Origin of the sequence: Wolbachia endosymbiont (group B) of Chorthippus parallelus, assembly GCF_947251815.1 — a bacterium.
GTDB lineage: Bacteria > Pseudomonadota > Alphaproteobacteria > Rickettsiales > Anaplasmataceae > Wolbachia.
The window spans coordinates 1,033,357-1,046,366 of sequence record NZ_OX366390.1 but is presented as its reverse complement, the minus strand read 5'-3'; the positions used below and the strand labels follow the sequence as shown (position 1 = coordinate 1,046,366).

9 protein-coding genes, 1 tRNA gene and 5 pseudogenes are annotated in these 13,010 nt (G+C 34.4%); 3 read left to right on the top strand and 12 right to left on the bottom strand.

What is annotated here, in order from left to right; all coding sequences use genetic code 11:
- Positions 1 to 565: 565 nt before the first annotated feature.
- A pseudogene (locus tag OPS21_RS04810) lies at positions 566 to 805 on the top strand (IS110 family transposase); the annotation flags it as partial.
- Between the two features lie 98 nt (positions 806 to 903).
- On the opposite strand, the pseudogene OPS21_RS04805 reads toward OPS21_RS04810, so the two are convergent.
- From OPS21_RS04805 to rpsD, 9 genes and pseudogenes are all read right to left on the bottom strand, one after another.
- Positions 904 to 2,003: pseudogene (locus OPS21_RS04805) on the bottom strand (IS3 family transposase).
- 210 nt (positions 2,004 to 2,213) lie between these two features.
- Positions 2,214 to 2,849, bottom strand: a pseudogene (dnaQ, locus tag OPS21_RS04800) (DNA polymerase III subunit epsilon).
- An 819-nt stretch (positions 2,850 to 3,668) separates the two neighbouring features.
- Positions 3,669 to 4,109, bottom strand: a complete 441-nt coding sequence (locus OPS21_RS04795) for a hypothetical protein (RefSeq protein WP_265027573.1) — start codon at positions 4,107 to 4,109, stop codon at positions 3,669 to 3,671.
- Positions 4,110 to 4,207: 98 nt separating this feature from the next.
- A complete protein-coding gene (gene lipA / locus OPS21_RS04790) occupies positions 4,208 to 5,071 on the bottom strand; it encodes a lipoyl synthase (RefSeq protein ID WP_108784143.1) in 864 nt (287 codons plus the stop codon).
- The gene (rpmB, locus tag OPS21_RS04785; protein WP_007302640.1) at positions 5,064 to 5,378 is read right to left on the bottom strand and encodes a 50S ribosomal protein L28; all 315 of its coding nucleotides are present in this window, start codon (positions 5,376 to 5,378) and stop codon (positions 5,064 to 5,066) included. Before rpmB ends, lipA begins: the two co-directional genes overlap by 8 nt.
- A gap of 54 nt (positions 5,379 to 5,432) precedes the next feature.
- Complete coding sequence (locus OPS21_RS04780; RefSeq protein ID WP_006012687.1) at positions 5,433 to 5,756, bottom strand: DUF721 domain-containing protein; 324 nt, start codon at positions 5,754 to 5,756, stop codon at positions 5,433 to 5,435.
- A 267-nt stretch (positions 5,757 to 6,023) separates the two neighbouring features.
- A complete protein-coding gene (gene iscX / locus OPS21_RS04775) occupies positions 6,024 to 6,218 on the bottom strand; it encodes a Fe-S cluster assembly protein IscX (RefSeq protein ID WP_264337261.1) in 195 nt (64 codons plus the stop codon).
- A gap of 20 nt (positions 6,219 to 6,238) precedes the next feature.
- Positions 6,239 to 6,325: transfer RNA gene (locus tag OPS21_RS04770), tRNA-Leu, on the bottom strand.
- A gap of 5 nt (positions 6,326 to 6,330) precedes the next feature.
- Complete coding sequence (gene rpsD / locus OPS21_RS04765) at positions 6,331 to 6,945, bottom strand: 30S ribosomal protein S4 (RefSeq protein ID WP_006012690.1); 615 nt, start codon at positions 6,943 to 6,945, stop codon at positions 6,331 to 6,333.
- Between the two features lie 113 nt (positions 6,946 to 7,058).
- Here rpsD and tkt point away from each other — a divergent pair, with 113 nt between their 5' ends.
- Positions 7,059 to 9,023: a transketolase gene (tkt, locus tag OPS21_RS04760; RefSeq protein WP_264337260.1), complete on the top strand. Its 1,965-nt coding sequence runs from the start codon at positions 7,059 to 7,061 to the stop codon at positions 9,021 to 9,023.
- A 5-nt stretch (positions 9,024 to 9,028) separates the two neighbouring features.
- On the opposite strand, the gene OPS21_RS04755 is transcribed toward tkt, so the two are convergent.
- The 3 genes and pseudogenes from OPS21_RS04755 to OPS21_RS04745 form a co-directional block, all read right to left on the bottom strand.
- Positions 9,029 to 10,648, bottom strand: coding sequence for a recombinase family protein (locus OPS21_RS04755; protein WP_264337259.1), 1,620 nt, complete (start codon positions 10,646 to 10,648; stop codon positions 9,029 to 9,031).
- Positions 10,649 to 10,938: 290 nt separating this feature from the next.
- Positions 10,939 to 11,400, bottom strand: coding sequence for an ankyrin repeat domain-containing protein (locus tag OPS21_RS04750; RefSeq protein WP_236514967.1), 462 nt, complete (start codon positions 11,398 to 11,400; stop codon positions 10,939 to 10,941).
- A gap of 25 nt (positions 11,401 to 11,425) precedes the next feature.
- Positions 11,426 to 11,761: pseudogene (locus tag OPS21_RS04745) on the bottom strand (ankyrin repeat domain-containing protein); the annotation flags it as partial.
- Between the two features lie 71 nt (positions 11,762 to 11,832).
- On the opposite strand from OPS21_RS04745, the pseudogene OPS21_RS04740 reads away from it, so the two are divergent.
- Positions 11,833 to 12,932 (top strand): annotated as a pseudogene (locus OPS21_RS04740) (IS3 family transposase).
- Positions 12,933 to 13,010: the final 78 nt, after the last annotated feature.

Here is a 13,010-nt window from a genome sequence, read left to right as displayed (position 1 = left end):
CCAGAAGGGTCATTGAACTTCTAAAAGGGTGTCATTCCAGTACTGGAATCTAGGAATTTTTTGAGCACGCAAGTTATGCCAAGTTTTTTGTTGGTAAGAAAGGCTGGATCCCAGTACTGGGATGACAGGAAGAGGGCTACTCGGGTGACATCGAAGGGGCTACTTGCATGACAACAAAGGGGCTACTTGCATAACTCAAATTCAAAGAAAAATCATTTAATGTCATTCCAGTGCGTGACGCTGGAATTCAGAAATAAAGAACAATGGATCCCAGTGTCAGCTACTCGGATGACAGGAAAAGGGCTACTCGGATGACATCCTTTTTTTCCTGGATACCAGTCGCATGACACTACTATATAGTAGGTTGTATATTAAATCAAAGTCGCAAGACTATGACAAGCAAGGAGTGATACTGTCAACTGGGTTGATTGGTAAAAATCGTAGGGACCTTAGTACACTCCTAGCTTAAAATAATGTAGTACGAACGGTAGAAGGATCTAAAAGATCGAATTACAACCCTGTATAGCATTTACGTTATTATTTGATTATATTTATAGGTATAAAAATGGCTAGAATAGTTTTTATGGGTATTGATGTTTCAAAAAAAACACTTGATATCTCAATCGACAATAAACATCAGCGTATAGAGAATGAAGAAAGGGCTATATCTGAGTTTATAAGATCAAGAATGACTAACAATATATTTGTTAAGTTATGTGCAGTAGAATCAACAGGCGGTTACGAAAAACTTGTCATAAAATTGTTGCGAGAACATAACATAGCTGTTCATAGTATAATGCACCCATTTGTCTAGACCATTTTTTTCAAAGTGATCCGATTTTTAAAATGAATATGTTGATAAATACGTCGACACACATTTAAAGTATTTATCAATATATTCATTTACTGTTTATGATAATAAAGATCAGCAGGAACTTTATAATGTAGAGTCTGATGTCGCCTTTTATAGTTATACCAACCAACAAAATCGTTTATTATAAGATTCAAATCTCTGATACTATTTGGTCTATAATAATATATAGCTTCTTGCTTTAAAGTTCTCCATAAACGCTCAACAAATATATTGTCGAAGCAACGTCCTTTATGATCCATACTAATTTTAATATTAGCACGCTCTAATTCCATAATAAAGTTGTAGCTAGTAAACTGCACTCCTTGATCACTATTAAAAATCTCAGGTTTACCTTGTTTTAGAGCTTCTTTGAGAGTATAAAGGCAAAATCCAGCATCGAGATATGGTGATAATGAATGAGCAATAATATAGCGACTATACAAGTCCATTATTGCCACAAAATAGACAAACTTACCTTCTACCATAATATATAGTAGCCCATACCTGATTAACTCTACAAATAATCAAATCTTTGAGTAAATAAGGATATATTTTATGCTTTTTTTCTTTAATACTTGTATTACATCTTTTTCTACAATACAGCCCACTAATCTTCATTTTTTTCATAATTCTTAAGATTTTTTTGTGATTGACTACTACTCCACTCGCTATGATTTCAGCAGTAATTTTACGATATCCATAACGGCAATCAGAAGCCAAATATACTTCTTGAATCAAATTTCACTTTCGTTATTAATTATATGCCTATAATATAGGCTAGATCTGCAAATCCCCAGTAAATCAGCCTGTTTCCTAATTGATAGATCAGAATCTTTTTCTATAAACCTTACTCTATCTTTTTTGCTTATTTCAGTAATTTTTTTTTCAAATAACTATTTTCCACTGTCAATTCTCCTATTACTTTATGTAAACTTTCTATTTCTTGCGCTAAGATTCTTTGTTTTCTCGCACTTTCACTTTCTTCAACAAATAGGTCTTTTAACCTTGCCAATACTCTATCACGCCAATCATATAGATTTGTTGATGGTATTTTATATTCACTACATATCTCAGATGTGCTTTTTTGATTTTTTATTGCTTCCAAAGCTATCTTTGCTTTTAACTCTGGTTCATATTTTTTTGTTGCCATACTTTTACCCCTTTACCTTCCTACTCGGATCAACCATTTTTTTTTGGTCTAGTTTATGGGGTGCATTATAGTAAATACATACCATGATAAGAACTTAAACTTGAACCAACAGTTAAGTAATTCAAGATAAGATATTGAGATTCGCATTTTTAAAGCTAGAAAACACATTCATTGAGAGAATAATTTCGCTACTGAAAGCAAAAGGCGTTTTTACAATCTTCTATCTACTACTCCCTCATGAACAGATACGTTAATCTCATCTAACTGCTCACTAACTTCTTCATTACTTGGCAAGTGTCCTCTAAGAGATAAGTTACGTACTGCATGCTGACATCGATCCAAAGGAGTTTGTAATCGCTCAACATATACTTTTGCTAGCAACTCAGCGTCAATTAGCGCTCCATGTCACTCCCTACTCTCTAGTGATATACCAAAACGCTCACACAATGCACTTAAAGAAGCCGGTGGTCCAAATTTCTTTCTTGCAAGCGGTAATGTATCTAACACTCTGTCTGAAGAGATTAATTTGGCATTCAGTTTACCAAGTTCCATGTTCAAAAACTTAATGTCAAATCCAGCATTGTGAATTACCAAAGTATCGCTAGATATAAAATTAAGAAATTCAGATGCAATCTCTGAAAATAATGGCTTATCCTTTAGAAATTCTTCGCTGATACCGTGAACTTTAAATGCACCTTTGTCTATGCTCCTTTCTGGGTTGATGTATCGATGGAATACTTTGCCTGTTGGAATATGATTAATTAGTTCTACACACCCTATTTCGATGATTCGATGGCTATTGACATCAAGACCTGTAGTTTCAGTGTCAAGTACTATTTCACGCAGCCCATCTTGTTTGGAAAGTTCTATACTTAACCTACTACTAGGATCTGACTGACTATTGGTAGCTTGTATCGTTTTTTTTCTTTTAGCTACTAATTTTTTTGTAGCACCTTCACCATCTTTTACTCTAGAGTGTCCAGGCGCTTCGGTTATTGAGCTTTTTTTTATACTATCAAGGATAACTTCTTTATCATTTAAGAATTTTTTACCGTTACCTTCTACATAAAGTGAGGTGAGATTTTTGAGTGCTATATCTCCTCTATAGTGGTGGCGCCACACTCCAACAATGTTGTTGTTTTCTACATTTAGTGAAGTAAGCTTTGTGAAGTGTTTGCTGCCAATTAAAAATGCAAAACCTCTGTCTCCAATATTATTATTACTTATTTCAAGTAAAGTAAGGTTTTTTAGATTGCCTTGACCTATATATCCTGCACCTTCAAAACCGAGTTTATTGTTCCTTAGAGTGAGCGAAGTAAGATGTGTAAGTTTACTTAACTCTTTTACATCTTTACTATCAATCTCTACATTTATTAAATTAAGCTCGTTAATGCCTTTTTTACTCTGTAGAAAGTTTGCTAGCTCTCTTATATCAATTTTAGCACTTACATCTGATATTGTTAAAGCTTTATCATGTACATATCCACTAAAACCCACCTTACCCTCTGTTAATATACTATGTAAATATTTTAACTGGCATCTCAGTAGCTGTCAATTGCTTATATAAGATCTTAAACAGCTGGTTTAGGTGCTGTAAAATTCATACTTTTTGTGATCAGCTAAGTAAAAAGTCAAGCCTAGGGCAACTCACTAAGCTTTTCTGATTTATTGTGATACAGTTCTTGAGTTTTTTTCTTCCTTTACAAAAGAATCTGTTACTAAATCCTTTAAAGTTTCACCAGGCTTTTCTAGCAATTCAGGTTTAAGTAAATACTCAAGTTCATATATTGCTGCTGTAATTGCTATAGCAGCTAAAGCTGCAATTAAAAATGGTGAACTTATTTCTTCTGTTATGAGTGTTAAAGTTATTAAACCTCCTAGCAGCCCAATTACTGGTGGAACAATAATTGCTGCACCTCTTTCCCATAATTGTGTTTTCTGTTTCTTTTTTTTGCGTCGTTTACACTCTCCTTTTTTTTCTTCAAGTGGAATTTCTTTAACTTGGACTTGCTGACAAAATGTGATCTTTTTTTTTGGCTTTATTTTGTCAGAAATAGAAGATTTTGATAACTCAGTGTAGTCAACTTTTTTGTTAGAACCACCCATAACTTTTTCGCTTCATCAATACCTATATTAAATTATATTCTAAATAAAGTTAAGATATTAATTACTATATTAAACTGTACTCTGAAAAAATTAAGATATTAACTACAAGCCTTGAGCCTGTTAAAATCTTCTTCAGCGTGATATGATGAACGGGTTAATGGACTTGATGCAACTACCAAGAAGCCTTTAGAATAAGCAATATATTTATAATGCTCAAACTCTTCTGGAGTAACATATCTATCAATTTTTGCATGCTTTGGAGTTGGTTGCAGATATTGACCAATTGTAATGAAATCAACTTCGGCGCTACGTAAATCATCCATAACCTGAAAGATTTCTTCTTTTGTTTCTCCAAGACCAACCATAAGCCCTGACTTCGTGAAAAGTTTAGAATTAATCTGTTTCACCATCTTTAGCAAATATAGTGAATGAAAATAACGAGCTCTTGGTCTTATTTTTGCATACAGCCTTGGTACTGTTTCGATGTTGTGGTTATAAACATCAGGTGATGCAATAGCTATTGCTTCAAACGCTCCTTTCTTATTTAAAAAATCAGGAGTGAGGATCTCTATTGTTGTTTCCGAAGTTATCTTTCTAATTTCTTCTATACACCTTATAAACTGATTTGCACCACCATCTGGTAAATCGTCACGGTCAACAGAGGTAATGACAACGTGCTTTAAATTTAACTTTTTTATTGCTTTTGCTAAATTTTCTGGTTCGTGAGGATCGAGCTTATCAGGAATGCCAGTTGCAACGTTGCAAAACGCACAAGCACGAGTACAAACAGAACCGAGAATCATCACAGTAGCATGACGTTTATTCCAACATTCACCAATATTTGGACACGCAGCTTCTTCGCATACTGTATGTAAGTTATGTAGCTTAACAGTGTTTAAGGTTTCATTGAATACTTTACCAGCTGGAGCTTTTGCTCTGAGCCATGTAGGCTTACTATGCATCTGAAACAGCTAGCTCTACCTCTTGTTTTGCTAAAACTTTCTTTAATCTTCTTTTTATCTTTTGCGCTTCTTTACTTAGTTTAATTGTTTTTGTGTTGAGCAAGAAAGCATCAAGATCACCTTTGTAATCTATAGTTCTTAAAGTTCTTGTCGCTATACGAAAGCTAAACTTTTTTTCTAATATATTACTCGTTAATGTAACCTTATGTAAATTTAAGAGAAAGGTACGCTTTGTTTTACGATTTGAGTGCGATACCTTATTACCAAAAGACTTTTTTCTATTTGTTAATTCACAAATTCTACTCACTTCAATATACCAATTTATCCTATGTAACTAGGTTAACCTTATATAGTTAAATAGTCAACTCCCTTGCTTGATTTTTATACCGTATACTGCTTTATAGCCAAAAAACACTGTAATTTTTTCTATTACAAGAGAAACCATATGCTGCATTTCTAATGCTTTACTGCCATTTGTTACTAACAGATGCAAAACACCAGAATTTACGTTTTGTGCGTATGAGATCTTTTGTGGTTTTGTACATTCTGCTAATTCCTCTCCAACTATACTTTTCCAGTTTAAAATAAGACGTATTTCATTTTTGCTGATCTTATTTTTCATGCATTTTAATGCATAGTTTTCTATTATAGATTTTAATTTCTTTGGCCCGCTATATTTAAACATCTTTCCAGTGCTTAAAATTAAATTATATTACAACTTTCTTATACAAAAAACTAACTTATTGTTTTCATAATCTTCGGCCTCACACATAAAAAGCAGTATTTGTATATCTAGCATTTGCCAGAATTTTGTGTTTCCTACCTTGTAATCATTTTTAATTTTAATTTGTTAAATTATTATGAAGCTAATTAAAATTCGAGTAAAGTATAGTATTTCCAAGAAGATTATCTTTTTACTGTATGCAGTAATTTTCTTATAGCTATCTGTTTTTTAAGATCTTTCTGCAATCCAAGCTGCTTGAATGGCCTCTAATATTTTTTCATTACAATACTTTTCATCATCATCAAACTCCTTCAAACCCAAGATCTTTTTCTTAAGTTCAGTGAATCTAATACTAATTATATCCTTACTGGGAAACTTCTCTTCTAGAGCTTCTGCAATATCTTCTATATCAAGCCATTTCATACTTTTTCGATAAATTAAACTGGTGCCCATGGGGAGACTTGAACTCCCAAGGTCGCAAAACCCACGGATTTTAAGTCCGCTGCGTCTACCGATTCCGCCACACGGGCCTTATTTATCTAGAGTAAAATTCTACTACTAAATTGACTTCCATGTCTGCTGAATATGGGACTTCGGAATATTGAGGTGCTCTCAAATACTTCACTGAAAGTGCTTTGCTATCTGCCTCTAAATAATCTGGAGCCTTACGTTCTTGTTTTTGTTCAGCCTCTATTAATATAGGAATTTTTGCTGCTCTTTCCCTTATTTTTACTATATCACCAGGCTTCACTCTATAACTTGATATGTTAACCACCTTATCATTAACTGTAACATGTTTATGAGATATAAGCTGTTTTGCCGAGTAAATTGTTGGCACAAAACCAGAGTGATATAGAACAGAACTTAACCTTGATTCCAAGGCACCAATAAAATTATCAGCCGTATAACCCTTTCTTTTGTAAGCATCTAAAAATGTACGTCTAAGCTGCTTACTTGAAATTGCATAGTAGAACTTAAATTTCTTATGTGCAGCAAACTGCTTACCAAAGTCAGATAACTTCTTAAATCCAAGAATACCATGCTGACCTGGAGGGTATTTTCTTTTATTGACCGAATCTTTTGCTCTACCCCATAAGTTTACACCAAGCCTGCGACTGATTCTATACTTTCTATTGATAACAGTTGTCATACAAAAATTCTCACAATCTAACTATAAATTATTAATGATTTTAACATTAAGTGTCAACTTGTTTTTGCCACTATGATATAGTATACTTCACTTTTAAGTTTTCCTATTAATACATGAATCATCTACTACTAAAATCCATGGCAAATGCTGTCCGCTTTTTATCAATTGATGCAGTACAAAAAGCAAATTCTGGACATCCAGGTATGCCACTTGGCATGGCAGATGTTGCTACTGTATTATTTGCTAAATATCTAAACCATAACCCTGATGATTCTAAATGGATCAGTAGAGATCGTTTCGTCCTATCAAATGGTCACGGTTCGATGCTGCAATACTCTATATTATATCTGACAGGCTACATTGGTATAGATGAACTAAAAAACTTCAGGCAACTTACATCAAAAACTCCAGGTCACCCAGAATTTGGCTTGACTTCTGGTATAGAAGCAACAACAGGCCCACTTGGTCAGGGATTTGCCACTGCTGTTGGCATGGCACTTGCTGAATCGATTCTTGCAAAGCAGTTTGAAATCAGCCACTACACTTACGTAATGCTAGGAGATGGCTGTCTTATGGAAGGTATAAGCCATGAAGCAGCGTCTCTTGCTGGGCATCTTAAATTAAATAAGCTGATAGCACTTTTTGACGACAATGACATCTCTATAGACGGCTCTACTAGCCTCTCTTGCTCTGATGATATAGAAAAGCGTTTTTCAGCGTATGGATGGAATGTTGACAAAATCGATGGGCATGACTTTGATGCTATATCCCTTGCAATAGAGCAGGCGCAAAAGTCTGATAAACCTACACTAATCTGTTGCAAAACTATTATCGGAAAATTTTCGAGCCGTGCTGGCACATCTTCTGCTCATAGTGGTGCCTTTACAGAGGAAGATGTAAAACAGATGAGAGAAAAATTAAATTGGGACTATGAACCATTTCATGTACCAGAAGATGTGAGAAACGCTTGGATAGAAACAGTTAAGAGGGCAAAGCAAAACTATACATCCTTGATCAATAAAGAACTACAAAGAAGACTTGAGAAACGTTTGCCGAATAATATCGAGAGTGATTTGGCTGATCTGAAGAAACAAATATGTAAGCTAATGCCAAACGAAGCTACTCGATCTTCTTTCGGCAGAGTAGTGGAACTATTAACTAAGTCTATGCCAGAACTAATTGGTGGCTCTGCTGATCTTACCGGTTCAAATTGTACTAAATATAAGCACATGCAGGCAATAGATAGTAATAATTATAGTGGCTCTTATGTACACTATGGAGTGAGAGAGCACGCTATGGCAGCTTGTATGAATGGTATGGCTCTTCATGGTGGGATTATTCCTTATGGTGGAACTTTTTTAGTATTTTCCGACTACTGCCGCCCTGCTATACGTCTTTCAGCCTTGATGAAACAGCAGGTTATATATGTAATGACTCATGACTCAATTGGAGTAGGAGAAGATGGTCCAACTCACCAGCCAATAGAGCATTTAGCTTCTCTGAGAGCTATACCAAATCTGTATGTTTTTAGGCCAGCAGATGCAATTGAAACTTTGGAGTGCATTAGCATTGCACTTGAAAAAAAAGAGTCACCTGCACTATTTGCGCTTTCAAGGCAAAATATTAATTACATGCACTCTTATACTGACCAATTGGCCAACCTATCAAAATTTGGTGCATATATACTATGCGAATATTCAGGGAAGCTAGAAGTGACGATATTTGCTACCGGATCTGAAGTTGAAATTGCAGTTGAGGCAAGAGAAAAATTACAGGAAAAAGGTGTAGGTACAAGGGTCATTTCTATGCCGTGTTGGAGGCTTTTTGACGAGCAAAGTGATGAATATAAAGGGGTAATATTAAATAATGATAGTATTAAAGTTGCAATTGAAGCTGGAAGTGAAGTGGGTTGGCATAAATATATAGGTTCAAACGGTATATTTATTGGCATGAAAAATTTTGGAGAATCAGCACCTTATGAAGCTCTTTATAAGCATTTTAATATTAGCGCTGACTATGTAGTAAAATGTGTTTGTGAAAACGCTTTTTATCATTCCACTGCCCATAAAATTACTTAATGAACTCAGCCAGTACCGTTATTATGACGTCCAGTACAATGTTGCAAATTAAAAATCTCTCCATCCTGTGCTGGTTCTTCGATTCTAAACGCCACTTCTACCTGATCATAACCAATCTGAATTCGTTCTACTAATGCTTTAATGATGCCACGCTTAGTTTGCCAATCTAGCTGTTCCAAATTAGATTTTACACTGGAATAAAGACTCTTTATACTGTTGATGATAAGGTTCATTCCCTTCTCTATTGCTTTTTGATCAACTACCTTTTTCTTCTCTTCTTCTATCCCTCTTAAGCGTTCCCTCATTCTTTTCATCGTCTGTTTAAATTCTTCCTCACTTATATATCCTTTATCTCCTACATTTTCTTGACTATAATAGTCTTCCATTAACTTTTCGATGCCTTGTTTTATTTGATTTTCCCTTCTTGCAAACTTCTTATCTGATGATTCATCATTTTTATTTTCTGCAATTCTACGGTGATACTCATTTTTTATTATCTCTGGGTTTTTTAGTAAATTTTTCACCTTTTCCCATATAGCTGTTTCTAACATATCTGTACGGACCAATTTATTAGTACACTTCTCCCTACCATCAGTAATACGTATAGTACTACTACAGCGATAATAGCTAAACTTTTTTCCTTCAACTCCACATTGTGCACCACTATACGCATATCCACAGTTTTGACACACAACTAGACCTTGTAATAGATATTTCTTTTTTCCTCCCTCTCTCTGCATCCTTGCTCTTTTTCTATTTTCATCCAGTTGCTTTTGTACTTTATTAAATAACCCTTCATCAACTATTTTTGGTACTGGTATATAAATCCAGCTGTCCTCATCTGTGCGACAGATAGAAACCTTTTGTTTATTTCTTTCTCTTTTTTCAACCCTCTTTAATTTACCAAACGCTGCTTGTCCTTTATATGCTGGATTTCTTAACACCTTCCAAATTACTATTGGACACCACACCTTCTTTCCAGTTCTTGTTCTAATTGACTTATCTCTTAGTCTACGTATCACTTCCCTTATACTTATTCTCTCTTGCCCTACCCACATGAATATCTGCTTTACTATTTTTGCTTCCTCTTCATTTATTTCAAACTTTGTCTTTTCTCTATCTACATGCTTTATACGATTATAACCAAAAGGTGCAATGCCAATTACACTTACACAGCCTTTTTTTGCTCTATGGAGTTTTCCCCTACGACTACGTTCCATAATCTTTGTACACTCATATTCTGCCACTAATCCTTGCATTCCCAATAACAATTTAGACTCTGGATTATTTTCAGTCTTATGATTTAAGAATATTACTTCTACTCCTGCTTTTTCAAATTCATCAAGTAATATCATTTGATGTGCAGATTTTCTTGATAGTCGGTCAGGTGAATGAATATAAATTTTATCAATTTGATCTTCTCCTACTTTATCACGTAATGCATCTAAACCTTCACGTTCTAAACTCCACCCACTAAGCCCATCATCCTTAAATTCATACTCATTCAATAACTCATGCTTATCTGCAGCAATTCTATGCTTGAGCTCGGCAATTTGACTCTCTATTGTATTGTTCTGCGCTTGACTCTTCGATGAAACTCTTGCATATAAGGCCACTGTTATCATTTTTCTTTATCTCCTTTTCATTGTTTCTTTTTACCGCATACCTTAGTAACAGCTCATAGGCGTCTGCTAGATGTTGTTCCGCTAATTCATCTGGCTCGTATCGGCAAGTTAATGTTCTTTTTCTCATAGTTTCTCCTGCAAATGTTTTTGTAGTGCAAGGAGCCTTACCACTCCTTTTTTCCATCAATCCATTTACTCTTATGAAAAAGACCAACTTTTATCAGCTACAGCCTTCAAATTTGGTCTAGCCCTTCCTTTGCCAACTGCTGTTGCGCTTTCTGATACGACTCTTATTTTTTTAACAAACTTTCCATTTTCTCTGTTTCTTTCTTTAATACCTCGGCTATTTCTTTGCTATTTTTCGCATAATCCATCGCTGTTATTCCAAATTTATCTGCTTGCTCTATTTCAGCCCCTGCTTTTACTAGCTCCTCCACTATTTCTTTTTCTCCGACCATACATGCAAGATGCAGCGGAGTGCATTTATTGCCATACTCTTCAGCATTTACATTCCCTCCTGATTTTATCAATTCTCTAACTGTTTCTAGACGTTTCTCCGTTATCGCTAGATGCAGTGCTGTATGTCCTCTTACATCTGCTGCATTCACATCTACTCCTTTTTCGATTAATAACCTCACTGTTTTTACCTCTACTGCATAATGTAGAGCTGTTCTTCCTTTTTCGTCTCTTTCATAAATATTTTTAAACGAGTTCTCTAATAGTGACTTATCTTTTTTACCCAGCTTTACCATAACTTACCCCACCTTTTCTTTAAACCTAAGCCTTCCTTTTTACCACCTCATCTATCATTGCATTCACTTGGCTGATTATCTTGCTTGCTAAATTTTGACATTCTTTCTTTATTAGCGATTTGTCTCTCTTCCTTATTTCTCCTATCTCTATTATTTTTAGCTCCGGCATGTAGCTTCCATTCAACATGTCTGCTATTTCTCCCACTAGCCCCTCTATTCCATAGCACGTCAGTTCTCTACTTTTTGTTATTCCTCCTTTTTCTCTCAAAAATTTACTCGCCTTTTCACTCTCTTTGCTATCACATAGACGATACTTTTCACTTTCCCAGATGTAATACATTGGCGTTGCGCCGTACTTATTCTATAATGCACCCCATAAACTAGACCAAAAAAAAATGGTTGATCCGAGTAGGAAGGTAAAGGGGTAAAAGTATGGCAACAAAAAAATATGAACCAGAGTTAAAAGCAAAGATAGCTTTGGAAGCAATAAAAAATCAAAAAAGCACATCTGAGATATGTAGTGAATATAAAATACCATCAACAAATCTATATGATTGGCGTGATAGAGTATTGGCAAGGTTAAAAGACCTATTTGTTGAAGAAAGTGAAAGTGCGAGAAAACAAAGAATCTTAGCGCAAGAAATAGAAAGTTTACATAAAGTAATAGGAGAATTGACAGTGGAAAATAGTTATTTGAAAAAAAAATTACTGAAATAAGCAAAAAAGATAGAGTAAGGTTTATAGAAAAAGATTCTGATCTATCAATTAGGAAACAGGCTGATTTACTGGGGATTTGCAGATCTAGCCTATATTATAGGCATATAATTAATAACGAAAGTGAAATTTGATTCAAGAAGTATATTTGGCTTCTGATTGCCGTTATGGATATCGTAAAATTACTGCTGAAATCATAGCGAGTGGAGTAGTAGTCAATCACAAAAAAATCTTAAGAATTATGAAAAAAATGAAGATTAGTGGGCTGTATTGTAGAAAAAGATGTAATACAAGTATTAAAGAAAAAAAGCATAAAATATATCCTTATTTACTCAAAGATTTGATTATTTGTAGAGTTAATCAGGTATGGGCTACTATATATTATGGTAGAAGGTAAGTTTGTCTATTTTGTGGCAATAATGGACTTGTATAGTCGCTATATTATTGCTCATTCATTATCACCATATCTCGATGCTGGATTTTGCCTTTATACTCTCAAAGAAGCTCTAAAACAAGGTAAACCTGAGATTTTTAATAGTGATCAAGGAGTGCAGTTTACTAGCTACAACTTTATTATGGAATTAGAGCGTGCTAATATTAAAATTAGTATGGATCATAAAGGACGTTGCTTCGACAATATATTTGTTGAGCGTTTATGGAGAACTTTAAAGCAAGAAGCTATATATTATTATAGACCAAATAGTATCAGAGATTTGAATCTTATAATAAACGATTTTGTTGGTTGGTATAACTATAAAAGGCGACATCAGACTCTACATTATAAAGTTCCTGCTGATCTTTATTATCATAAACAGTAAATGAATATATTGATAAATACTTTAAATGTGTGTCGACGTATTTATCAACATATTCATTTTAAAAATCGGATCACTTTG